At 71.1% G+C, this 23,935-nt stretch carries 19 protein-coding genes and 1 riboswitch; of the genes, 11 read left to right on the forward strand and 8 right to left on the reverse strand.

All coding sequences use genetic code 11. From position 1 onward, the window contains the following. The first annotated feature begins 11 nt into the window (after nucleotides 1–11). Entirely contained in the window at nucleotides 12–1,013 is a 1,002-nt protein-coding gene (locus ABH920_RS12665; protein WP_370349120.1) for a helix-turn-helix transcriptional regulator, read from the forward strand. Between the two features lie 122 nt (nucleotides 1,014–1,135). Here the strand turns inward: ABH920_RS12665 and ABH920_RS12670 are convergent, their stop codons facing one another. Continuing rightward, nucleotides 1,136–3,145 carry a cell wall-binding repeat-containing protein gene (locus ABH920_RS12670; protein WP_370349121.1) on the reverse strand — a complete coding sequence of 670 codons (2,010 nt, stop codon included), beginning with the start codon at nucleotides 3,143–3,145 and terminating at the stop codon, nucleotides 1,136–1,138. A 140-nt stretch (nucleotides 3,146–3,285) separates the two neighbouring features. On the opposite strand from ABH920_RS12670, the gene ABH920_RS12675 reads away from it, so the two are divergent. Beyond that, a complete protein-coding gene (locus ABH920_RS12675) occupies nucleotides 3,286–4,068 on the forward strand; it encodes a DUF4386 domain-containing protein (protein ID WP_370349122.1) in 783 nt (260 codons plus the stop codon). A 17-nt stretch (nucleotides 4,069–4,085) separates the two neighbouring features. Here the strand turns inward: ABH920_RS12675 and meaB are convergent, their stop codons facing one another. From meaB to ABH920_RS12700, 5 genes are all read right to left on the reverse strand, one after another. After that, on the reverse strand, nucleotides 4,086–5,093 hold the full coding sequence (gene meaB, locus ABH920_RS12680) for a methylmalonyl Co-A mutase-associated GTPase MeaB (RefSeq protein WP_370349500.1): 1,008 nt from the start codon (nucleotides 5,091–5,093) through the stop codon (nucleotides 4,086–4,088). Between the two features lie 2 nt (nucleotides 5,094–5,095). Continuing rightward, nucleotides 5,096–7,309 carry a methylmalonyl-CoA mutase gene (gene scpA, locus ABH920_RS12685; RefSeq protein WP_370349123.1) on the reverse strand — a complete coding sequence of 738 codons (2,214 nt, stop codon included), beginning with the start codon at nucleotides 7,307–7,309 and terminating at the stop codon, nucleotides 5,096–5,098. Next, nucleotides 7,309–9,216: a methylmalonyl-CoA mutase family protein gene (locus tag ABH920_RS12690; protein WP_370349124.1), complete on the reverse strand. Its 1,908-nt coding sequence runs from the start codon at nucleotides 9,214–9,216 to the stop codon at nucleotides 7,309–7,311. The genes scpA and ABH920_RS12690 overlap by 1 nt, the downstream gene beginning before the upstream one ends. 201 nt (nucleotides 9,217–9,417) lie before the next feature. Next, complete coding sequence (gene metE, locus ABH920_RS12695) at nucleotides 9,418–11,778, reverse strand: 5-methyltetrahydropteroyltriglutamate--homocysteine S-methyltransferase (protein WP_370349126.1); 2,361 nt, start codon at nucleotides 11,776–11,778, stop codon at nucleotides 9,418–9,420. A gap of 154 nt (nucleotides 11,779–11,932) precedes the next feature. Beyond that, a riboswitch (cobalamin riboswitch) is annotated at nucleotides 11,933–12,154 on the reverse strand. A 64-nt stretch (nucleotides 12,155–12,218) separates the two neighbouring features. Beyond that, nucleotides 12,219–13,658: a GntP family permease gene (locus ABH920_RS12700; protein WP_370349127.1), complete on the reverse strand. Its 1,440-nt coding sequence runs from the start codon at nucleotides 13,656–13,658 to the stop codon at nucleotides 12,219–12,221. A 218-nt stretch (nucleotides 13,659–13,876) separates the two neighbouring features. On the opposite strand from ABH920_RS12700, the gene ABH920_RS12705 reads away from it, so the two are divergent. From ABH920_RS12705 to ABH920_RS12735, 7 genes are all read left to right on the forward strand, one after another. Further along, nucleotides 13,877–14,701: an IclR family transcriptional regulator gene (locus ABH920_RS12705; protein ID WP_370349128.1), complete on the forward strand. Its 825-nt coding sequence runs from the start codon at nucleotides 13,877–13,879 to the stop codon at nucleotides 14,699–14,701. A 75-nt stretch (nucleotides 14,702–14,776) separates the two neighbouring features. Further along, complete coding sequence (locus tag ABH920_RS12710; RefSeq protein WP_370349129.1) at nucleotides 14,777–15,181, forward strand: hypothetical protein; 405 nt, start codon at nucleotides 14,777–14,779, stop codon at nucleotides 15,179–15,181. 2 nt (nucleotides 15,182–15,183) lie between these two features. Beyond that, a complete protein-coding gene (locus ABH920_RS12715; protein ID WP_370349130.1) occupies nucleotides 15,184–15,684 on the forward strand; it encodes a DCC1-like thiol-disulfide oxidoreductase family protein in 501 nt (166 codons plus the stop codon). Continuing rightward, on the forward strand, nucleotides 15,641–16,396 hold the full coding sequence (locus ABH920_RS12720) for a TetR/AcrR family transcriptional regulator (protein ID WP_370349131.1): 756 nt from the start codon (nucleotides 15,641–15,643) through the stop codon (nucleotides 16,394–16,396). Before ABH920_RS12715 ends, ABH920_RS12720 begins: the two co-directional genes overlap by 44 nt. A 349-nt stretch (nucleotides 16,397–16,745) precedes the next feature. Then, nucleotides 16,746–17,330: a PadR family transcriptional regulator gene (locus ABH920_RS12725; RefSeq protein ID WP_370349132.1), complete on the forward strand. Its 585-nt coding sequence runs from the start codon at nucleotides 16,746–16,748 to the stop codon at nucleotides 17,328–17,330. A 2-nt stretch (nucleotides 17,331–17,332) separates the two neighbouring features. Next, nucleotides 17,333–18,052 (forward strand): ABC transporter ATP-binding protein, encoded by a 720-nt coding sequence (locus ABH920_RS12730; RefSeq protein ID WP_370349133.1) that lies wholly within the window; start codon nucleotides 17,333–17,335, stop codon nucleotides 18,050–18,052. Continuing rightward, complete coding sequence (locus ABH920_RS12735; RefSeq protein ID WP_370349134.1) at nucleotides 18,049–20,574, forward strand: FtsX-like permease family protein; 2,526 nt, start codon at nucleotides 18,049–18,051, stop codon at nucleotides 20,572–20,574. Before ABH920_RS12730 ends, ABH920_RS12735 begins: the two co-directional genes overlap by 4 nt. 21 nt (nucleotides 20,575–20,595) lie before the next feature. Here ABH920_RS12735 and ABH920_RS12740 read toward each other — a convergent pair whose 3' ends face one another. Both ABH920_RS12740 and ABH920_RS12745 read right to left on the reverse strand, forming a co-directional pair. After that, a complete protein-coding gene (locus ABH920_RS12740; protein WP_370349135.1) occupies nucleotides 20,596–21,051 on the reverse strand; it encodes a nuclear transport factor 2 family protein in 456 nt (151 codons plus the stop codon). A 27-nt stretch (nucleotides 21,052–21,078) separates the two neighbouring features. Beyond that, complete coding sequence (locus ABH920_RS12745) at nucleotides 21,079–21,558, reverse strand: DUF2834 domain-containing protein (RefSeq protein WP_370349136.1); 480 nt, start codon at nucleotides 21,556–21,558, stop codon at nucleotides 21,079–21,081. A 98-nt stretch (nucleotides 21,559–21,656) separates the two neighbouring features. On the opposite strand from ABH920_RS12745, the gene ABH920_RS12750 reads away from it, so the two are divergent. Next, a complete protein-coding gene (locus tag ABH920_RS12750; protein WP_370349137.1) occupies nucleotides 21,657–22,286 on the forward strand; it encodes a TetR/AcrR family transcriptional regulator in 630 nt (209 codons plus the stop codon). Between the two features lie 76 nt (nucleotides 22,287–22,362). Then, the gene (locus tag ABH920_RS12755) at nucleotides 22,363–23,922 is read left to right on the forward strand and encodes a phytoene desaturase family protein (protein ID WP_370349138.1); all 1,560 of its coding nucleotides are present in this window, start codon (nucleotides 22,363–22,365) and stop codon (nucleotides 23,920–23,922) included. The last annotated feature ends 13 nt before the right edge of the window (nucleotides 23,923–23,935 follow it).

Raw genomic sequence — 23,935 nt, forward strand, 5'->3', positions numbered from 1 at the left:
ACGGTTCAAGAATGTTGGAGACCTCGGCACGGCTGCTGCGCCTGCTGTCCCTCTTCCAGGCCCGGCGCGACTGGACCGGCACCGAACTCGCCGAACGGCTCGGCGTGACCACCCGGACCGTGCGCAACGACGTCGAGCGCCTGCGCGAGCTCGGCTACCCGGTCGAGGCCCGGCCCGGCGTCGCCGGCGGCTACCGCCTCGGCCCCGGCGCCGCGCTGCCCCCGCTGCTGCTGGACGACGACGAGGCAGTGGCCGTCGCGCTCGGCCTGCGGATCGCGGCCGGGGGCGCGGTCATGGGCATCGAGGAGACCTCACTGAGCGCACTGGCCAAGCTCCAGAGCATCCTGCCGACCCGCCTGCGCCACCGCGTCGAATCCTTCGCCTCCCACGCGCTCCCGGTCCCGGCCCGCGGTCCGGCCGTGGACGCCGAAGTCCTGACGACCCTGGCCCTCGCCTGCCGCGACCACCTGGCCCTCCGCTTCGACTACGAAGCCCACTCCGCCACCCCGACCCGTCGCACCACGGAGCCCTACCGCCTGGTCCACCGCCGCCAACGCTGGTACCTGTTCGCCTGGGACCTGGAGCGCGCGGACTGGCGCACCTTCCGCGCCGATCGCATCAGCCCGACCGGACCGCCCGGACCACGCTTCACCCCGCGCCCCACCCCGCCCGACAGCGAGATCGCCACGCGGGTCGACAGCGGCGTCGCCCGCGCGCCGTGGCGCTACACGGCGCGGGTGATCGTGCACGCGTCCGCCGACCATGTACGGGCCCGCATCCCGACCCCGATCGAGATCGAGGAACTGGCCGCCGACCGCTGTGCCTTCGAGCCGGGCTCCGACGATCCCGATCGCCTGGCGCTGTATCTGGGGATGCTCGAAGCCGACTTCGAAGTGGTGGACGCGCCAGAGTTGGCGGCGGCGTTGGAGCGGGTCATCGCGCGGTATCGGCGGGCGATCGACGGCGGGGATCGCGGCGTCGACCGGGGAACGGATCGGGGAGCGGATCGGTAGGGCTTCGTGGTCGTCCCGCCGACCACAAGGCGGCCGACGCTCCCGTTCGAGCGCCGGCCGCCTTCAGTCACCCCGTTGTCGCATCGGCAGCTGCGTGTGTGCTCTGCTTCTGCTCCGTGGAACTACGGCATCGCGGCCGGATCGGTGACGCTGTCGAACCCGCCCGGTCCGGCGATCGTGCTCCCGAGCTGCGCCTCCTCCGTGCCGGTCACCGCCGCGGTACCGCCGAAGATCACCGCGTCGCCCAGCCCGCCGGAGTTCGCCGACACCCACTGCTTCTCTTCGGGCGTGAGACCGGTCTTCGGGTCCACGAGCAGCAGCGGCCCGTACGCGTGCCCCATCACCGCGCCGCCGGACAGCGAGTCCGGCCAGTTGAGCGCGGTCGCGACGCCGACCTGCGGGGTGTCCACGCCGAAGAACGCGCGCGCCACCAGGAACGAGGTCTCGTAGCGGTCGGTCCCGGCCAGCGGGACGACCATGGAGGGGCTCCCCGGGCTGCCGTACGCCGGCCACAGGCCCTTGGTCGCGGCCACGGCCTGGCCGCCGATCTCGTAGATGATGGCCGGCGCCGCGGTGGCCGTCGAGGCACCCGCCGACTTCAGGTACGCCGCGGTCTCCGGCGGCATCGTCTTGTCGTTGGTGAGCACGACCACCGACGGCCCGGCGGCCGCCCCCGCCGCCGCGCCCGCCGAGAGGGCGTCCGCGTAGCCGTTGCCGGTGGCGACCAGGACCTGGTAGGGGTGCGGGGAAATCGCCTTGGCGATCGCCACCGAGGTCGCGTAGCGGTCCGGGCCGTCGAGGCGGGTCACTGTGTATCCGAGGTCGGCGACCGCCTTCGCCACCGCGGGGGACAGCGCCTGCTCTCCGCCGAGGACATAGACGGTGGGCCGCCAAGAGGCGGTCGCCGGTCCCAGCACCCGGACGATCTCGTTGCGCACCGCCGGGTCGAGCCCGGTGGTCGAGGTGAGCAGCAGCGGCCCCTGGTGCGCGGCCAGCGCGCTGCCGCCGAGGGCGTCGGCGAACTGGTCGGAGCGGCTCAGTACCACGGCCGTGGCCTGCGAGCGGGTGTGGTCGGACGTCCCGGCGCTGGCCCACACCGCCTGCGAGGTGGCGATGGCCGTCGCGCTCCGGTCGGCGCCCGCGAGCCGGACGACGTGCGTCTTGGTCGCCGGACGGTACGACGGCACGCCGGGCCTGGCCGACTCGACGGTGGCGCTTCCGCCCGCCGCCGGGATGGACTCCACGTCCTTGGCGACATCCGCGGCACCGCCGCTACCCGGGGCGAACGCCTCGTACGCGATCCGGGACCCGTCGGGCGAGAAGGTGGGGTGCTGCTTGTGCGACGAGTCCGAGGTCAGCACCTTCGGCGCGCGAAGGCCGCTGGAATCGATCGCCGCCCGGAGGTCGATCACCGCGATCTGGCCGGCCGGATTCACGAACGCGACGAGGTTCCCGTCCGGGGAGACGGTGGGCTGGGAGCCGTTGGCGACCTTGAAGCCGACGGGCTGGGTGTGCGGGTCCGCGACCCAGATCTCCGGCGCGCCTCCGCCCTTCGGCAAATGCTGGTAGACGACATGGTCGCCGTTCAGGTAGTCGTGAACTCCGCTCGGGGCGGAGAACCCGTCCGGAGAGGAGTCGGCTCCGCCGTCGTTCGTCGCCGGGATCTCGCCGCCGAACGAGGCGTCCGTACCGCCGCTGACCGGCTTGCCGTAGCCGTCGGCCTCGGCGGTCCTGATCGAGCCGAAGACCCCGTTGTCGGCCTCGGCGTAGGCGACCTGCGCACCGTTGTTCAGCCAGGTCGGGTGCGAGAACACCGCACCGGGCTGGGGCTTGGACAGCAGCCGGACGTCGCTGCCGTCGGCCCGCGCGGACACCAGGTTCCCGCTCTTGTCCACATACGCCATGCGGCTGCCGTTCGGTGCCCACGTGACATCGGTGGCGGTGGTCGGCAGCGTGCTCGCGGTCCCCCCGATGAGGAGCGTGGAGCTTCCGTCACTGACCGTCAGAGCACTGTCGGCGGGCCCGGCGTTCACCGCGTTCGCGTCGGAGGCGGCCAGCCCCATGCCGGCCGTGAGGGACGCGGTGACGATCGCGGACAGCGCCAACGGCCGCCGGCGGTACTGCTTGGACATGCACTCTCCCCAGGATCATGGCTTGATTACGGGTGACACATTCGCATGGACGTTCGGCCCTGTGTGGTGGTTGCCAAAGGGAGTGAGGAATCGTCCGCGACCCATTGACCCAGCACTCTGACAGTGGCTCGATATCCGGTATGACCGCCAGCGCCTCGGCACCGAGGCCAGCATCGGATCTCCTCACCGGCGCCACCCCGCGCCAGCTCGCGCGCAGCGCCGGCGCCCTCTACCTGGTCAACATCGTCCTCGGCGCGTTCGCCATCGGGCTGGTACCGAGCATGCTGTTCGTCTCCGACCTGGCGAAGACGGCGCACAACATCCAGACCCACGAGACGCTCTACCGCCTCAGCCTGGCGGCCCACGTCGTGGTCACGCTGACCAACGTTCCGATGGCGTTGCTCTTCTACGAACTCTTCAAAGTCGTGAACCGGCGCCTGGCGCTGCTGGACGTGTTCTTCACCCTCGTCGCGACCGCCGTCGAGACAGCCGGCATCGTCAACGAGTTCACGCCCCTGGCCCTCCTGCACGGCCAGACCTACACCGGCGCCCTCCCGGCCGCGCAGATGCAGGCACTGGAACACCTGCCGGGCGACCTGTCCTCGGTCGACTACAGCATCTACGGGATCTTCTACGGCTTCGACATCCTCTGCGTCGCCTACCTGGTCCGCAGATCGACCTTCATGCCGAAGTCCATCGGCATCCTGCTGACGATCGACGGCCTGGCCTACCTCGTCGGCGGCTTCACGGCCATGATCGCCCCGGGCGTCACGAGCCACCTCGGCCCCTGGATCCAGATTCCCGCGCCGATCGGCGAGGGCTCGCTGTGTCTGTGGCTGCTGATCGTCGGCGTGGACGTCGAGCGCTGGTACCGACGCGCCGCCGAATCGTCGGTGGCGGCAGCGACGACAGCGACCGCCTGACAACGACGTCGGGCAAATCAGCCCTCGAGCACCGACCGATCAAAAGCCCCCAGGATCTCCTCCGCCGCGTTCGTAGCCGTCATCGCCCCGGCCCGCACCCGCTCCTCCACCATCGGCGCAAGCTTCCGAATCCCCGGATCCTCCCGCAACCGCGTTAGCAACCGGTCCTCGACCATGCTCCACACCCAGGCCACCTGCTGATCCCGCCGCCGCGCCGCCAACTCCCCGGCCGCCTCCAGGATCCGGCGGTGCCGCCCGATCTCCTCCCACAGCTCCGCCAGCCCGCTGTCCTCCAGCGCGCTGCACGTCAGCACCGGCGGATTCCACGCCGCGTCCGCAGCCGAATCGCCGGTACGCAGCAACCGCAGCGCCCCGGCCAGTTCCCGGGCGGCGGCGCGCGCATCGCGTTCGTGCGGGCCGTCGGCCTTGTTCACCGCGATCAGGTCGGCGAGCTCCAGCACGCCCTTCTTGATCCCCTGGAGCTGGTCGCCGGTACGCGCCAGCGTCAGCAGCACGAACGTGTCCACCATCGCCGCGACCGCCGTCTCCGACTGCCCGACCCCGACCGTCTCCACCAGCACCACGTCGTACCCGGCCGCCTCCATCACCACGATGCTCTCGCGCGTGGCCTTCGCGACGCCGCCGAGTGTCCCGGACGTCGGCGACGGCCGGATGAACGCGGCCGGATCGGCGGCGAGCCGCTCCATCCGCGTCTTGTCGCCCAGGATCGAGCCCCCGGTCCGGGTCGAAGACGGGTCCACGGCCAGCACCGCGACCCGGTGTCCCCGCCCCGTCAGCAACGTCCCGAGCGCGTCGATGAACGTCGACTTGCCCACTCCCGGAACGCCGGTCACGCCGACCCGCACCGCGCCGCCCGAGAACGGCAGCAGCGCGGTCAGCACCTCCTGAGCCAGGACCCGGTGATCGGCGCGCGTCGACTCCAGCAGCGTGATCGTCCGCGCGATCACCGCCCGGGACCCCGACCGCACTCCCTCCACGAAGTACCGCGGATCCCGAGGTGCCACGGTCACAGCTCGTGCCCGAGCGTCCGGGCCAACTCCCGCACCAGGTCCCGTGCGGCGTCGGGGATCACCGTCCCCGGCGGGAACACCGCGGCCGCGCCAGCGGCGTACAGCGCCTCGAAGTCCTGAGGCGGGATGACACCCCCGACCACGATGACGATGTCCTCCCGCCCCGCCGCCGCCAACTCCGCGCGCAGCGCCGGCACCAGCGTGAGGTGCCCGGCGGCCAGCGAAGAGACGCCCACGATGTGCACGTCCGCCTCCACCGCCTGCCGCGCCACCTCCGCCGGCGTCTGGAACAGCGGGCCGACGTCCACGTCGAAGCCGAGGTCGGCGAACGCCGTGGCGATCACCTTCTGCCCCCGGTCGTGCCCGTCCTGCCCCATCTTCGCCACCAGGATCCGGGGACGCCGGCCTTCGGCCTCGGCGAAGGCGTCGACCAGCGCCCGCGTCTCGGCGACCGGCCCGCCGGCCCCGGCCTCGTCCCGGTAGACCCCTGAGATGGTCCGGATCTGCCCGGAGTGCCGTCCGTAAACCTGTTCCAGCGCCTCGGAGATCTCGCCCACCGTCGCCTTCGCCCGCGCCGCGTCGACCGCCAGCGCCAGCAGGTTGCCCTCCAGCGATCCGTCACGCTGCGCCCCGGCGCGCGCCGAGGCGGTCAGCGCGCGCAGCGCGTCCTGGCAAGCCGCCTCGTCCCGCTCGGCCCGCAGCCGCCGCAGTTTCTCCACCTGCTGCGCCCGCACCTGCGCGTTGTCGATCTTCAGGACGTCGATCTCGTCGCCGCCCGACACCCGGTACTTGTTCACGCCGATCACCGGCTGCCGCCCGGAGTCGATCCGCGCCTGCGTCCGCGCCGCCGCCTCCTCGACTCGCAGCTTCGGGATCCCGGCATCGATCGCCGCCGTCATCCCGCCGGCCGCCTCGACCTCCTGGATGTGCTGCCACGCGCGCTCCGCGAGGTCGTGCGTCAGCCGCTCGACGTACGCGCTGCCGCCCCACGGATCGATGACGCGGCACGTCCCCGACTCCTGCTGCAGCAGCAGCTGCGTGTTCCGGGCGATCCGCGCGGAGAAGTCCGTCGGCAGCGCCAGCGCCTCGTCGAGCGCGTTCGTGTGCAGCGACTGCGTGTGGCCCTGCGTGGCAGCCATCGCCTCGACACATGTGCGGGTCACGTTGTTGAACACGTCCTGCGCGGTCAGCGACCATCCCGAGGTCTGGCAGTGCGCGCGCAGCGACAACGACTTGGCGCTCTTCGGGTCGAAGTCCTTGACCAGCCTGGCCCACAGCAACCGCGCCGCCCGCAGCTTCGCGACCTCCATGAAGAAGTTCATGCCGATCGCCCAGAAGAACGACAGCCGCGGCGCGAACGCGTCGACATCCAGCCCCGCGTCCAAACCGGCCCGCAGATACTCGACGCCGTCGGCCAGCGTGTACGCCAACTCCAGGTCGGCCGTGGCCCCGGCCTCCTGGATGTGGTACCCGGAGATGGAGATCGAGTTGTACCGGGGCATCCGCTGCGAGGTGTACGCGAAGATGTCGGAGATGATCCGCATCGACGGCTGCGGCGGATAGATATAGGTGTTGCGGACCATGAACTCTTTGAGGATGTCGTTCTGGATGGTCCCGGCCAGCTGCTCCGGCGCGACCCCCTGCTCCTCGGCGGCGACGATGTACAGCGCGAGGATCGGCAGCACCGCGCCGTTCATCGTCATCGACACCGACATCTTGTCCAGCGGGATCCCGTCGAACAGCTGCCGCATGTCGTAGATCGAGTCGATCGCGACGCCGGCCATCCCCACGTCGCCGGTGACCCGCGGGTGATCGCTGTCATAGCCGCGGTGCGTGGCCAGGTCGAAGGCGACCGACAGGCCCTTCTGCCCGGCCGCGAGGTTGCGCCGGTAGAACGCGTTGGACTCCTCGGCCGTCGAGAAGCCCGCGTATTGCCGGACCGTCCACGGCTGGTTCACGTACATCGTCGGATACGGCCCGCGCAGATACGGCGCGATCCCGGGATACGTGTCCAGGAAGTCGAGCCCGTCCAGGTCGGCGGCCGTGTACAGCGGCTTGACCGTGATGCCCTCAGGCGTCTCCCACAACGCCTCCTCGACATCCTTGCCGGTCTCCTCGCGCCAGGCCGCGCGCCAGTCCGCCTCGGAGGCCGCAGCCGCCGGGGCGGCGGCCGGGTCCTCGAAGTCCACCTCGGAGAAGTCGGGAATCATCAGGACGCTCCGATCTCGGCGTAGGCGGCACGCAGCGCGGCGAGCACGTCGCAGCCCACATATACGAACTCGTCGATACCGGCGCTCCGGTATTCCTCTTCCCGCTCGCCGGGCCGTCCCGCCAACGAGACCCGGCCGATCCCGGCCTCGCGGAGAACTCCGGCCGCGGCGGCTGCCTGCTCGGCGTACACGGCGTCGCTGGAACACAGGCAGGCGACTCGCGCGCCGCTGTCGGCGAGCGCCTTGACCAGGGCTTCGGCGTCGATACCGGCGTCGATACCGGCATCGCTGCCTGCCCCGTTCGGTACCGGCACGACAACCGTCTCGATGCCGCCGGCCTGGAACAGGTTCGCCGCGAACGAGGACCGTGCCGAATACACCGCCTCGGTACCCAGCCCGATCAGCGCCATCCTCGGACGCGTCCCACTCGCCGCGAGCTGCGCATCCGATCGCGCGCGCAACTCCTCGAAAGCTTCAGAACGCCGCACGACCGGCAACCCGCTGCCGCGCGGAGCAGGCGCCGCCGGCCGGACCAGCCGCTCCTCACCGAGGTGCGGGAACTCGCTCACGCCCAGAATCGGCTCGCGGCGCCGTGCGATGTCCTTGCCGCGCTTCTCCCACGCCGCGCCGATCCGCTCGGCGACCAGTCCGGAGGCCAGCGCCTCGCGCAGACCCGCGGCGCGCTCGATCTCCTGGAACCAGCTCCAGGCGGCCCGCGCCACGTCGCGCGTCAGCTGCTCGACGTACCAGGACCCGCCGGCCGGGTCGACGACCCGGCCCAGGTGCGACTCGTCCAGCAGGATCGACTGGGTGTTGCGGGCGATGCGGCGGGCGAAGTCGTCGGGCAGGCCGACGGCGGCGTCGAACGGCAGCACCGTCACCGACTGCGCGCCTCCGACGCCCGCCGCCAGGCAGGCCACCGTGGTGCGCAGCATGTTCACCCACGGATCGCGCTCGGTCATCATCACCGACGAGGTCACCGCGTGCAGCCGCAGCTCGCCGGCCGCCTCGGGGGATCCGCTGGCCTGCAGGACCCGGGCCCACAGCAGTCGGGCGGCGCGGAGCTTGGCGACGGTGAGGAACTGGTCGGCGGTCGCGGCGAAGCGGAACTCCAGCTGCGCCGCCGCGGCCGGCACCGAAAGTCCGGCCGCAGTCAGCTCCCTGAGATAAGCGACGGCCGTGGCCAGGGCGCTGCCGAGCTCCTGCGCCGCGGTGGCCCCCGCGTCGTGATAGGCGAGGGCGTCCACCATCAGGGTACGAACACCGGGCCGGTCCCGCGCGGTGTCGACGGCCAGCTCGGCCGCAGACCGCAGCAGCTCCTCGGTCTGCGCATCGGAGCCGGTGCGAGCCAGCAGCCCGAGCGGATCGGCGCCGATGTTGCTGCCGGCGCCGGCCGATCCGGCAGGCAGGCCGCGCTCGTCGTACAGCGCGAACAACCGGCGCGCCGCCTCGCGGAAGTCCGCTCCGGCGTCGAGGACGACGGCGGCCAGGTCGAGAAGGACGCCGTCCAGCACTGTCGGCAGCGCGTCGATCGCCGTCCCGCGCTCGCCGACTTCGAGCCAGACCGACGTGACGCCGTTCTCCAGGTCGGCCAGCACGGCCTCGTTGGTCCGCCGAGGGTCCGGATCCGCGTGGTACTGCCGGATGTCCCAGCCGTCGAGCACCGCGCCCTGCGGCCGGGTGCCCCGGACGTACGGCGCGAACCCCGGCGGGCCCGGCTCGGGGAGCGCTTCGCCGGCGGTGTACAGCGGCAGGACGGTCAGGCCGTCGTCGAGCCGGGTGCTCAGCGCGGCCTCGGCGGCGGCGCCGTCCAAGCCCTGCTTGCCGGACTTCGCCAGGACCCCGGCTACCAGACGCTGCCACTGCTCGCGATCCGCCGCCGGGAACTGCGTGGCCGACGGTGTCATGTGCAGGCCTCCTCGTGGGGTGCCTCGCCCCGGGCTACGGAGACCACGGGCCAGCTCGCCTGACCTTCGGATCGGGTGCGGCGCGCAGGTCCTCCGGACTTCCAGCCGTCCCTCGGACGTGCTGTGGCCGTGGGTCCCGCGCACCGTGGTCTCGTTATGTGGATGTCTGTCCGTGACGATGCCGGAGGCCGTGCCGCCGCGTCAACGCTCTTCGGCTGTGGCGAGCGACACGCCGGACGGCCTCGGAGTCACCTCCTCGCGCACGCCTCGGGCGGCCGCGACCAGATGGGCCAGCGCGGACCGCACTTCCGGCCAGCCGCGGGTCTTCAGTCCGCAGTCCGGGTTGACCCACAACCGGTCGGCCGGAACGGCTCGGAGCCCGGTCCGCAGCAGCTCGGCCACCTCCGAAGCGCTCGGGATGCGCGGCGAGTGGATGTCGTAGACGCCGGGCCCGACCTCGCGCGGGTACTCGGCGGCGGCCAGCTCGCCGGCCACCCGCAGGTGCGAGCGCGCCGCCTCCAGGCTGATGACGTCGGCGTCGAGGTCGTCGATGGCGGCCAGGATGTCGCCGAACTCGGCGTAGCACATGTGCGTGTGGATCTGCGTCTCCGGCCGGACGCCGGCGGTGGCCAGCCGGAACGCCTCGGTCGCCCACGCCAGGTACGCCGGACGGTCGGCGGCGCGCAGCGGCAGCGTCTCGCGCAGCGCCGGCTCGTCGACCTGGATCACCGCGGTCCCGGCCGCCTCCAGGTCGGCCACCTCGTCGCGCAGCGCGAGGGCCACCTGCCGGGCGGTGTCGGCGAGCGGCTGGTCGTCGCGGACGAAGGACCAGGCGAGCATCGTCACCGGGCCGGTGAGCATGCCCTTGACCGGCTTGGCCGTCAGCGACTGCGCGTAGCTCGTCCAGCGGACGGTCATCGGGGCCGGGCGCGAGATGTCGCCGGCCAGGATCGGTGGCCGGACGTAGCGGGTGCCGTAGGACTGGACCCAGCCGTGCCGCGTGGCCAGATAGCCGACCAGCTGCTCGGCGAAGTACTGGACCATGTCGTTGCGTTCGGCCTCGCCGTGCACCAGGACGTCGAGCCCGACCCGTTCCTGGAAGCCCACGACCTCGCGGATCTCGGCCTCGATCCGCTCCCGGTAGGCGGCGTCGTCGATGCGGCCGGCGCGCAGGCCGGCCCGGGCCGCGCGCAGCTCGTCGGTCTGCGGGAACGAGCCGATCGTGGTCGTCGGCAGCGGTGGCAGCGCCAGCCGGGCCCGCTGGGCGGCGGTGCGTTCGGCGTACGGCTGGGAACGGTGGATGTGAGCGTCCGTAACGGATGCAGCGCGTGTCCGTACCTCCGGGTCACCGGTCACCGCCGATCCGGCCCGGGAGGCCAGGTCGGCCCGGTTGGCCGCGAGCTCGGCGGCGATCGTGTCCGTGCCCTGCGACAGGCCTCGGGCCAGCACGGCGAGCTCGGCGGTCTTCTGCCGGGCGAAGGCGAGCCAGCGGGCGATCTGCGGGTCCAGGCCGCGTTCGGCCTCGGCGTCCAGCGGCACGTGCAGGAGCGAGCAGGAGGCCGCGACGTCCACACGGTCGGCCAGACCGAGCAGCGTGCCCAGCGTCGACAGCGAGGCGGCGAGGTCGTTGATCCACACGTTGCGGCCGTTCACGACCCCGGCCACCAGCCGCTTGCCCGGCAGGCCGCCGATCGCCGCCAGGGCGTCCAGGTTCGCGGCGGCCGGACCGGTGAAGTCCAGCGCCAGGCCCTCGATCGGGGCCTGCGCGAGCACCGGCAACGCCGCGCCGAGCCGGTCGAAGTAGGAGGCGGCGAGGATCTTCGGCCGGTCGGTGAGGCGGCCGAGGTCGAGGTAGGCGCGCGCGGCGGTGCGCAGGATCTCCTCGGGCTGGTCCTGGACCAGGGCGGGCTCGTCGAGCTGGACCCACTGGGCCCCGGCGGCGCGCAGGTCGGCGAGGATCTCGGCGTAGACCGGCAGCAGGCGGTTGATCAGGTTGACCGGCTCGAACAGCGGCGAGGCGCCGAGCACCGGCTTGGCCAGCAGCAGGTAGCTGACCGGGCCGAGGAGCACCGGCCGCGCGGTGTGGCCGAGCGCCGTCGCCTCCTTGAACTCGGCGACCTGCTTGCCGGCATCAGCGGTGAAGACGGTGTCGGGCCCGAGCTCGGGGACCAGGTAGTGGTAGTTGGTGTCGAACCACTTGGTCATCTCCAGGGGCGCGGTGTCCTGCGTCCCACGGGCCATCGCGAAGTAGCCGTCGAGCGGATTCGCGGCCACGGCGGCCCGGTGCCGCGGCGGGATCGCGCCGACCATGACGCTGGTGTCCAGGACGTGGTCGTAGAGCGAGAAGTCGCCGCTGGGCACCTCGTCGATGCCGGCCTCGGCGAGCTGGCGCCAGTTCTCCCGTCGCAGGTCGGATGCGGTCTGGTGCAGCGCTTCCGCGCTGACGCGGCCGTGCCAGTACCCTTCGACGGCCTTCTTCAGCTCCCGGTTGCAGCCCTGGCGCGGGTAGCCGTACACGGTGGCGCGTGCGGCTGTCGTCCTGGTGGTGGTCTTGCGGGTCAAGACGCTCTCCTTCGCGAGCAGTTCTCCTGCGATCCCGGAAGGGGACGAAGGCGCGAAGGGGTGGCGTCGCAGACCGGGCCCGGGCGCTGTCGCGGCCCGGCTCGTCCGCTGCTGTCCGTCGACCCGCCCTCGAGGTCACCGAGATCTCCGCGCACGGTCGCGCGCGGGCAGTGGCAGGTCTTCGGACTCGCGGGCACGCCGGCCGGGAAAGGCCGACTCCTACTGGCCGTCGCTTCCCAGGCCCTCGCGGGCCCAGTGCTGATGACGGCGGTCGTTCCCACTCACCGCTGCGGGGCAGTCCCGGAATTCCACCGGGTTCCCTCTTACGCCGCCGATGTCTGGATGACATCGGCGAACCGACTGCTCTTTCACTGTAGGGCGGTTCCAGGGGACGGACCAGGCTGCCCGCATGTCGGACGGCGTGGCGTGGCGTGGCGATATCAGATCGCCAGGCTGAGCAGCCCTGCTGCGGTGAATCCGACCACTGACAGGATCGTCTCCAGCACGGTCCACGTCCGCAGCGTGTCCTTGACGGTCATGTTGAAGTACCGCGAGACGATCCAGAACCCGCCGTCGTTCACATGCGAGGCGATGATCGATCCGGCCGAGATGGCCACCGCGATCAGCGCGATGTGCGGCTGTGCGAAATGGCCCTTCTCCACCAGCGGCGCGACGATGCCGCCGGTCGTGACGATCGCGACCGTGGCGGACCCCTGCGCCAGGCGCATGCCGCAGCTGATGACGTAGGCCAGGAGGATCAGCGGGAGGCCGGCCGTGGTCAGCGACTGGGACAGGGCCTTGCCGACGCCGGTCGCGGTGATCACGGCGCCGAAGAAGCTGCCCGCCCCGATCACGAGCAGGATCATCGCCACCGGACGCAGCGAGTTCGAGCTGAGCTCGGCCAGCTCCGCGCGGCTGAATCCGCGCCGCGTCCCGAGCAGCCAGAAGGCCAGCAGGACGGCGATGGTCAGCGCCACCGAGGGGGTGCCGAGGAACGTGAGCACCGGCAGCGCCGAGCTCTTCTTCAGATAGACGGTCCCGAACGTCGCACCGAGGATCAGCACCAACGGCACCGCGATGAGACCGATGATCATCGACAACCGCGGAGCCTTGCGCCCCACTGCTGCGTCTGTCTCCACGGCGGCCTCTTCCGACAGCGCGGCCACCTGATCGCCATCGCCACTCCGGCCGTCCATCTCGGGCACGGCGATGATCACCCGCTTGCCGATCCAGCTGCCCCACGCCACCCCGGCCACCAGAAACGCCGGCAGGCCGCAGATCAGCCCCATGATGAGCATCCACCCGAGGCTGACGCCGAGCAGCCCGGTGACGGCGACCGGGCCGGGGTGCGGCGGCAGGAACGCGTGCGTCATCGACAGGCCGGCGAGCATCGGGAGCGCGTAGACCACCAGCGAGTGGCCGCCGCGCCGGGCCGCGACGTAGACCAGCGGCGCCAGCACGAAGATGCCGACGTCGAAGAACACCGGGATGCCGAAGATGAGGCCGGTCAGCCCCATCGCCAGCGGCGCGCCCCGCTCCCCGAAGGCCGCCTGCAGCCGCGCGGCCAGCACGTCGGCCCCGCCGGAGCGCTCGAGCAGCGCGCCGAAGATCGTGCCGAGCCCGATGATCGCCGCGCTGTGGCCGAGGATCGAGCCGAATCCGGTCTCCAGCAACGACTTGTTGCTGACCAGCGCGGTCCCGACGATCGTCGAGACCGGGAGCCCGGCCGCCAGCGCGAGCACCAGGCTGGCGGCGATCAGGGCGATGAAGGGTTCGAGCTTGATCTTGATGATGAGGAACAGCAGCAGGGCTATGGAGCATCCGCAGAGCGTGAGCAGGCCGCCGGTGTCGTGCTGCAGCCAATGGACGAAGCCGTGCACAGTGAACCTCCGCGCTGATCGGGGCCGAGGCAGGCCTTGACAGGTGCCGGGGATGATCAGCCCAGTTCAGCGGTGCGGCGCAGCGCCGAAGGGCTCGATGCCGGCTGACGTTAGGCGGGCCGGCGGCGGCCGGACAAGGGCTTGCTTCAAGTCTTTTGCATAGCAAAATGGCGTGTCGAAGACCGCGCCGAACACAGCAACCGAGAGGACATGACGCGATGGCGGAACAAGACGGCCAAGCCCCGCCGGCTCCAGGAGACCGCAACCAGTCGTCGTCGCTGCGGCGCGCGCTGGCGGTCCTCGGATACGTCCGCGAACACGCCGGCAGCGGCCGCGGCGTCCCCCTCGGCAAGCTGGCCGAAGACCTCGGACTGAACAAGAGCACCGTGCTGCGCCTGACCGGCCCCCTGCTCGAAGAACACCTGCTGGACCGCGACCGCGAGACCGGCTGGTTCCGCCTCGGCCACGGCGCCCTCCGCCTCGGCCAGGCCTACCTGTCCACGCTGGACCTGCGCGGCATCGCCGTGGACCACCTCCGCAAGCTCCAGCGCGAGGTGGGGGAGACCGTGCACCTGACGGTCTGGGAGTGCCCTGACATCGTCTACGTCGACAAGGTCGAGAACGAGACCAACGTCCGCATGGCGTCCCGAGTCGGCAGCCGCGCCCCGGCCTACTGCACGGCCAGCGGAAAGGCGATGCTCGCGTGGCTCCCGGAGGAGACGGTCCAGGAAGTGGTCGCCGCCGGGATGCGCCCGATCACCGCCTGGACCCTCTCCGACGAGTCCCAACTCCGCGCGGACCTGGCCCGCATCCGCGCCCGCGGCTACTCCATCGACGACCGCGAGAACGAGCCGGAGGTCCGGTGCGTGGCCGCGCCGATCTTCGACCACACCGGCGAGGTCGCCGCGGCCCTGTCGGTCTCCGGCCTGACGTCGCGGATGACGGTGGCCCGGGTGCGCACGCTGGGGTCGGTGGTCGCGCAGGTCGGCCAGCGGATATCCCGGGAGCTCGGCGCGGACGTGGGAGGGACGTCGACGGCATGACTTGAACGCGTTCAAATCCGCTGCTACGGTTCCGGTATCGGAGGAAGTTGAACGTGTTCAACTTGGAGGGGAACCATGGACCTGACAGTCCTGTCCTACGTGATCTATCTGTTCATCAGCATCGTCTTGACCGTCTGGGTGGCGCGCACGCTCAGCCGCGCCGGCCGGGTGTTCCTGGCGCAGGTCTTCCCGGGCTCGGAGCACCTGGCGGAGGCGGTGAACCACCTGCTGGTCGTCGGGTTCTACCTGGTGAACCTGGGCTTCGTGAGCCTGTACCTGAAGAGCGGGGCGACGACCGAGACCGCGCGCCAGGTCTTCGAGGGGTTGTCGGTCAAGGAGGGCGTCGTGCTGCTGGTCCTGGGCGGCATGCACCTGGGCAACGTCTTCGTGCTCAACAAGCTCCGGTCGAACAGCCGTCGCGACTTCGCGGTCATCCCGCCGATCCCGCCGACCGGGTTCCTGCCGGAAGTCGAGGCGTGACGGTGACGGTGCCGACGACCTCGCAGGCCGCGCGTCCGGTGCGCGGCCTCACCGTGCTGTACGACCCGCACTGCCGGCTGTGCCGGGCGGTGCGCGAATGGCTGGGCCGCCAGCGGCAGCTGGTCCCGCTGGCGTTCGTCGCCGCCGGCTCGGCCGCCGCCTACGAACGGTTCCCCGGCCTGGACCACGCAGCGACGCTCAGCGAGATCACGGTGATCGGCGACGGCGGCCAGATTTTCGCCGGCGACGCGGCTTGGATAGCGTGCCTGTGGGCGCTGGCCAAGCACCGCGGCCTCGCCTACCGCCTCGCCACCCCGGCCGGCCGGCCCCTGGCCCGCGCCGCGGTGCTGGTGGCGGCGAAGCTGCGCGCGTCGCTGACGGACGCCGGGCCCGGCGGCGACTGCGCCGACGGGACCTGTGCCGTCGCGGCGCCGCGACCGGATGGAGGACGACGAGAGCATGGCCGAGCCGCGCGAGCCCCAAACGGGGCGCACCGATGGTGAGATCGGCACGGCCCGGGACCGCGTGGAGAACACCACCCCCCGCGGCGACGAGCGCAAAGCCCTGATCCTCGAAACGGCCCTGAGCCTCTTCGAGCGCGACGGCTACGAGAAGACCACCATGCGAGCGATCGCCAAGGAGGCGGGCGTCTCGGTCGGCAACGCCTACTACTACTTCGCCTCCAAGGACCACCTGATCCAGGCCTTCTACGACGAGGTCTCCGACCGGCACGTCGAACAGGCGCTGGCCGCCATGCGCCCGCACCGCGACCTGGCATCCCGGCTGTCGGTGGAACTGCATACCTGGATCACCGTGGCCGAGCCCTACCGCGAGTTCGCGTCCCAGTTCGTGAAGAACGCGGTGGACCCGAACTCCCCCCTGAGCCCCTTCTCCCCGGAGTCGAAGCCGTCCCGCGACAAGGTGATCGCGGTGCACCGGCACGCCCTGCGGGGCTCGACGGCGAAGGTCTCCCCGGAGATCGCGGAGAATCTGCCCGATCTCTTGTGGATGCACCACATGGCGATCGTCCTGTTCTGGGTCTACGACCGCTCACCGGGTGCCCGGCGCACCCGGGAGCTGGTCGACCGGACGTCGCCGATGGTCGCGCGGGTGATCGGGCTGAGCCGGTTCAAGGTGGTGCGGCCGTTGTTCCGGGAGGCGGACAAGCTGATCCGGGACTTCCTGCTGCCGGGGGACGAGCCGGCTGAGGGCTGAGGGCTGAGGGCGACCCGCTTCAGGCCTACGCGGACTTCCTGCGTCCGATGACGAACAAAAGGGTCCGCACTTCGCGGTGCAATACACGTCGACGTCCGGTCGTACGTACTTCGGATACAACGCTCATGGCCTCTCCCCGACACCCGGCGGAGCACTGGACAACGCGCGACCGGAATCGTGAACCAGCGAAACGCTCTCGCGGGCGTGGATCCGGATCACAGAGGCCTGCATCCCCACCGAATCCCCGCCGATACTGACGCAGCACCTTGACCCACCCCCGCTTCCGCGCAGTAGTATACCGAGTATGCTACTGCCGCGAACGCTCGAGACCGCGAAGCGCTGAACCCGAATGAGCTTCCGCCACGCCCTGTTGGCCCTGCTCAGCGAGGGCCCGAAATACGGCCTGCAACTCCGCCAGGAGTTCGAGGCCCGCACCGGCGAGGTCTGGCCCTTGAACGTCGGCCAGGTCTACACCACGCTCCAGCGCCTGGAGCGCGACGGCCTCGTCGAGCCCGTCGAGGACGGGGACGGCGACGCCGGCTCGCAGAAGTCTTTCCGCATCACCGCCGAGGGCGCGGGCGAGCTCGACGCCTGGCTGCGCACGCCTCCGGATCTGAGTCTGCCGCCGCGTGACGAGCTCGTCGTCAAAGTCCTGGTTTCGCTGCGGCTTCCGGATGTCGACGTGCACGAGGTGATCCAGGTGCACCGCCGCTATCTCGTCGAGCTGATGCAGCAGTGGACCCACCTGAAGGAAGACGACGACGGCGCGGACCTGGGGTTCGCGCTGGCCGTGGACGCCGAGTTGTTCCGTCTGGACTCGGTCGTGCGCTGGCTGGACTCCGCCGACGGCCGCATCAAGCGCGCCGCCGTCGAACCGCTGCCGGAGGCCCCGGCCGGGATGCCGAAACTGAGACGCCGCGTGGGGGTGCGCTGATCATGCTCGAGCTGAAGAACGTCTCCAAGTCCTACACCGACGGATCGACCGAGGTGCACGCGCTGCAGGGCGTCAACCTGAGCGTGGAGGCCGGCTCGCTGGTCGCCGTCATGGGCCCCAGCGGCTCGGGCAAGAGCACGCTGCTGACCGTGGCCGGCAGCCTGGAGGACCCGACCGAGGGCGACGTGCTCATCGACGGCCGGTCGCTGACCTCGCTCAGCCGTGACGCCAAGGCCGCGCTGCGCCGCCGCCGCATCGGCTACGTGTTCCAGGACTACAACCTGCTCGCCGGCCTCACCGCGGCCGAGAACGTCGCCATGCCGCTGGAGCTCGACGGTGTCCCGGCCCGCAAGGCGCGCGTGGCAGCCCTGACCGCCATGGAGGCGCTCGGCCTGGTCGACCGCGCGAGCCACTTCCCCGACCAGCTCTCCGGCGGCGAGCGCCAGCGCGTGTCGATCGCCCGCGCGATCGTCGGCGAGCGCGGCCTGCTGCTGGCCGACGAGCCGTCCGGCGCGCTGGACTCCGCCAACGGCGAGGCGGTGATGCGGCTGCTGGTGGCCGCGTGCAAGCGGGGTGTGGCCGCGGTGTTCGTGACCCACGACGCGCAGCTCGCGGCGTGGGCCGACCGGGTCGTGTTCATCCGCGACGGCCGGATCGTGGACCAGGCGCTGCGTCAGCGTCCTGAGTCGCTGCTGGAGTCGGCTCCGGGGAGCGGGCGGTGAGCGCCGGCGCCACGCCTGGCACGCCCGCCACGCCCGCCGCAGTGCTCGAACGGGAGCGCGCCGATCGCCCGCCGCGCGGTGGCCGACCGGCCAAGCGGGCCGTTCGGCGCTGGGCCTGGCGGCTGTTCCGTCGCGAATGGCGCCAGCAGATCCTGGTCCTCGCGCTGATCACGACAGCGGTGGCGGTGACCACGCTGGGCGGCGCGATCCTGACCAACGCGCCGGTTCCGCCGACATCCACCTTCGGTACCGCCTCCCATCAGGTCGTGCTGGAAGGCGACGGCGGCAGCGCGGCTCTGGCCGCCGACATCGACGCCGTCCGCACGCACTTCGGCGGTGTCGACGTCATCGAGAATCAGGATATTGCCACCGGTGCCAAAGGCGGCGCGCAGCTGCGGTCGCAGGACCCGAATGGTCTGTACGGGAATCCTCTGCTCGCCCTGCGCTCCGGGCACTGGCCGACCGGCGCCGGCCAGACCGCGTTGACCGCGAATCTGGCGTCCCAGCTGGGCTTGCACGTCGGCGACACCTGGCACGCCGCCGGACACGACTACGCCGTCGTCGGCACCGTCGAGAACCCCTGGAACCTCGGCGACGCCTTCGCGCTCGTCGCCCCGGGAGCCCTGACCGGGCCGGTACAAGCCACAGTGCTCTTCCACGCCACCGCGGAGTCGCTCGCCGGCTTCACCTTCCCGCAGCACGTCCAGCCGATCACACCGCAGGCGGCGTCCGGTATCCCGCCGGCCTTCCTGGTCCTGATCTTCACCTGCCTCGGTCTGGTCTTCGTGGGCCTGGTGTCCGTGGCCGGGTTCACGGTCCTGGCCCAGCGCCGCCAGCGTGCCCTGGGAATGCTCGCCTCGCTCGGCGCCACTGACCGCGACGTGCGCCGGGTCATGGTCGCCAACGGCACGGTGGTCGGGGTGGCCGGGGCCGTCGCAGGGGCCGTACTCGGCCTGGCGGTCTGGATCGCCTACGCGCCCGGCTTCTCGGCCAGCGTCAACCACCACGTGTCCTGGAGCCAGGTGCCGTGGTGGCTGATCGGCACCGCCATGGTCCTGGCGGTCGCCACCGCGACGCTGGCAGCCCGGCGGCCGGCACGGGACGCCGCGCAGATGTCGGTGGTCGCCTCGCTCGCCCGGCGGCCGATGCCGCCCAAGCCGATCGTGCGTACCGCCTGGAAGCCGGTGGTCCTGCTGACGGCCGCCCCGGTGCTGCTGTTCGTCAGCGGCGGGATCGCCGCCACCGGCGGCGGCCGGGCGCAGGTCGTGGTGCTGGCCGCGCTGCTGTGCGCGGTGTTCGGGCTGATCTCGGTGGCACCGGTCGCCGCCGGGGCGCTGGGGACCGTCGCCGGCCGGATGCCGTTCGCGGCGCGGGTCGCGTTCCGGGACGTGGCGCGCTACCGCTCACGATCGGGACCGGCGCTGGCGGCCAGTTCGGTGGCGGTGTTCATGGCGATGGCGGTCATCCTGATCACCGCCGGCCGTTTCTCCGACAGTGTTGACTACGTCGGGCCGAACCTGCCGTACAACGCGTTTATCGTCGCCGGCGGGTCGTCGGACGTGGCGCAGGGCTTCGGGTCTTCGGCGTCACAACCCACCACCACTGCGGCGCAGGACCAGGCCGCTGCCGCGGCGATCGGCACGGCTGTCGGCTCCTCCGATGTCCTGCCGCTGGACATCGCGGAGGCTGGAGTCGGTACTTGCTCGGGCGGAAGCGGTGGTCGCAACTGCCGCAGTAACGGTGTCGTTTATGTGGCCACGCCGGAACTGCTGCGGCACTACGGGATCGACCCGGCGGCCATCAGCCCGGACACGATGATCATCACCGCCAGGCAGCGACTGGATCAGGCGGCGAACCTGGGCATCATCCCGCATCGTCAGGGCCCTTCGCCCGAAGGGGCGGCGTCTGCACCCTTCACGCATCCGAAAGTCCAGTACTTCGCGCAGCTCCCGACCGGCACCTCCGAGCCCAATCTCGTGCTGACCCAGCACGCTGTGGACGTCATGCACCTCGGGACCGCCGCCGACAGCTGGCTGATTCACATCCCGAAGTCGCTGACCGACACGCAGGCCGCCGCCGCACGGCGGCTGGCCGCGGCGCACGCCCTGACGATCGAGACGCGCAACAACATCCCGACCCTGAACCAGGTCCTCGGGTTCGCCTCGGCGATCGGCATCCTGCTCGCCCTGGGCATCCTGGCGACCACCGTCGGCCTGGTGCGCAGCGAGACCGCCGGGGACCTGCGGACCCTGGCCGCCACCGGCGCGCGGCGGCGCACGCGCCGGGCGATCACGGCCGCGACGGCCGGGGCGCTGGGGCTGTTGTCCTCGGTGCTGGGGACGGTGGTCGCCTACGTCGGGATCGTCTGCTACTTCCAGGACGAACTCAGCGCCCAGATGCACAACGTGCCGGTGACCGACGTGCTGCTGATCGTCGTCGGCATTCCGGCGGCGGCAGCGGTCGGCGGGTGGGTGTTCGCCGGGCGTGAGCCGCGGTCGATCGGGCGGCAGGCGCTGGAGTAGGACGAGGACGACTGACCCGCGTCAGTCGCCCCGATCGACCGCCGGGAGCTCGGTCGGCCCGGTCCAGGAGGCCAGGCCCAGGTGCGCGTGGATCTCGGCCGGCGGTTCCCAGAACGCCCGGACCGAGTCGATCAGCCCGTCGTCGTTGACGCGCCACAGCTCGATGCTGTCGACGCAGGCGGGACGGCCCGCGACCGCGCCGTGGTTGCGCATGTGGACCTGGGCTTCGCGGCCGCAGGCGATGATGAGGACCGGTTCCAGGACCCACAGCTTCTCGGGGGTGAAGGACTTGTCCCAGGCCTGGACGGACATCACGTCGCGGCCGCGGGCCGCGACGGTGCCGACCGGGTCCTCGTAGGCGACGTCCTCGGCGAGGAGTCCGAGCCAGGACTCTTTGTCCTGCGCGTTCCAGTGGCGTACGTGGGCCAGGACTGCTTCCCGGGCCAACTCGGTCAAGCTCTTCGGTTCTGTGGTCACGGGTCTCCTGTGTCTTCCTGTTGAGTCTCAGGATGCTGCGGTGCGTGGTTCGCCGAGCCGCCGCTGTCGCTCGACGACAGCCAGGTAGAGGGCCCAGGGGAAGGCGAAGCTCGTGAACAGGCTGGCGACGAAGAACAGCCACGGGCGCCTGATGCCTCGACGCCGGCCGTCGACGATGGTCATCAGCGGCAGCAGGACGAGGTTTCCGATCGTGTAGTCCTGGCCGGCGGAACTCGCTGCGGGGTTCGCGTACATGAGCTTGATGTACTGGGCCCAACTACCGCCGCCCCAGATCGGGTTGGTGTGGCCGTGGGCGTATTCCTGCACGAATCGGATGTTGAAATACCAGCCGACGGCGACCGACGCGATGCCGGCCGTGTAGTAGAGGAATTCGAGCACTGAGATTGCGGGGCCGGTCTCCGGGCGGCGGAACACCGCCGGGTTCGAAGCGACGATGAGCCAGACGACCGTCACGCCGAGGATCGCGTGCACGATGAGAGCGACCATTTCGCGAGCGTCGATCCAGCGCCTTGTTTTGTCAATGGTGACAAAACAAGGTCGGCGACGTCCGGTCGCCGACCGGCCGGCAACGGTATCTTCTGCTCATGGCGAGGTCGGCGCAGACGGTGCGCAGCGAGCGGACGCGGGAGGCGCTGCGGCGTGCCGCGCTGGTGCGGTTCCTCGCTCAGGGCGTCGAGGACACCTCCGCCGAACAGATCGCGGCCGACGCGGGTGTGTCGCTTCGGACCTTCTACCGCCACTTCACGTCCAAGCACGACCTGCTGTTCGCCGACTACGACGCCGGCCTGCACTGGTTCCGCAGCGCGTTGGCCGCGCGTCCGGACGACGAGCCGATCACAGAATCGGTACGGGTGGCGGTTCTAGCCTTCCCCTATGACGTCCAGGCCGTGACACAGATCGCGACACTGCGCTCCGGCACACTCGACGCCGAGCGCATCGTCCGCCACATCCGCGGCGTCGAGGCGGACTTCGCGCGGGCTGTCGCCGAGCGGCTGGCGCACCGGCCGTCCGCGCGTGGCTTTGACCGGGACGCGGTCGCCGAGCGCCTGGCCGTCACGGTGACCGCGCGGTGTGTCGCCGCCGCGGTCTTCGGCGCGATGGAGGTCTGGATGCTGCGGGACGAGCGTTCGCTGCCGGAGTTGGCAGAGCTCTGCCACGCCGCGCTGGCGTCGCTGGACGGCGGGCTCGTCGACGGCATGTTTCGTCAATATTGACAATAGGAGCCCCGAGTGCGACGGTGCGCCGAGAACGGGAAGGCGGCGGATCTGCGACCCGGGAAGGCGGCGCGCGATGCAGCGCTACGACGCGATCGTCATCGGTTCGGGCCACAACGGCCTGGCGGCAGCGGTCCTGCTGCAACAGGCGGGCCTGGCCACGGTGTGCCTGGAGGCGAACCGCTACGCGGGCGGCATGGCTTCGACCGTGGAGCTCTTCGACGGCTACCGATTCGAGATCGCGGGCTCCGTCCAGTTCCCGACGTCGGCCGTGGTGAGCCGCGCCCTCGGCCTCGACGGGCTGCCGACCATCGAGATGGACGTCATGTCGGTCTCGATGCGCGGCATCGGCGACGAGCCCCTGGTCTACTTCACCGATCCGATGCGCATGTTCACGCACCTGGTCGACGTGCACGGCGAGGACGCGGCCAACGGCCTGGCCATGCTGATGGCCTGGAGCCAGGCGCCGACCCGTGCCCTCGGCCGTTTCGACGCCGCGCGGCCGGCGAAATCCCTGGACGAGATGTACGCCTGCGCGACGAACGAGCTCGAACGCACCAGCATCACCGATCTCCTGTTCGGCTCGGTGACGGACGTCCTGGACCGCTACCTCCCGGACAAGGAGCGGCACGGCGCCCTGCGCGGCATGCTCGCGCTCCTGGCCTGCAACACCACCTACCGCGGACCGGCGACACCGGGCAGCGCGGCGGCCCTGGCCTTCGGCCTCGCGGTTCCGGACGAGAACACGGTCCTGACCCACAAGCTCCGCGGCGGCATCGGAACTCTCACCGAGCACCTGGAACGACGGCTCCGGTCCGACGGCGGCGAACTGCTGCTCCGCAGCGAGGTCGCGCAGATCCTGGTCGCCGATTCACGCGTGACAGGCGTCCGCCTCACCGACGGGACGACGTTCGAGGCACCGGTCGTCGTCTCCTGCGTCTCCCCGGACCTGACGGTCACCGGCCTGGTGCCGGCCGAAGCAATCGCCGCCGATGTCCGCGACCGCTACTCCCGCGTCGACCACCGCGGCAGCTACGTCCAGATGCACTTCGCCCTGGACGCGGCCCCGGAGTTCGCCAAGCCGTACGAACTGCTCAACGAACCGACGATGCAGGCCGCGATCGGCCTGTTCAGCACGCCGGAGGAACTTCAGCAGCAGTGGGAGGACTGCCGCCGCGGCATCGTCCCGGCCGACCCGACCATTGCCTTGCAGATCCCCTCAGCCCAGGACCCCGACCTAGCCCCGCCCGGCAAACACGCGGCATCGGCCTTCGCCCTGTGGTTCCCCGTCGAGGCCGACCACGCGCACTACGGCCGCCTCAAGGCCGAGATGGGCCAACGCGTGATCGACAAGATCACCCGCATCGCCCCGAACTTCGAAAGCCTGATCACGAAGCACACGACCTTCACCCCGCGCCACATGGCCACAATGTTCGCGGCCCCCGGCGGCGACTTCTGCCACGGCCTGTTCCACCCGGACCAGATGGGCCCCAACCGCCCAGGCCCGAACGGCCACCCGGACCAACCCCTGGGCATCAAAGGCCTCTACCTCGGCAGTGCCGGCTGCCACGGCGGCCCGGGGATCACGTTCATCCCCGGGTACAACGCGGCGCAGGCTGTGCTCGGCGAAGGCTGAACGCGGTCTTGTT

It is taken from the genome of Catenulispora sp. EB89, assembly GCF_041261445.1.
Taxonomy (GTDB): Bacteria; Actinomycetota; Actinomycetes; order Streptomycetales; family Catenulisporaceae; genus Catenulispora.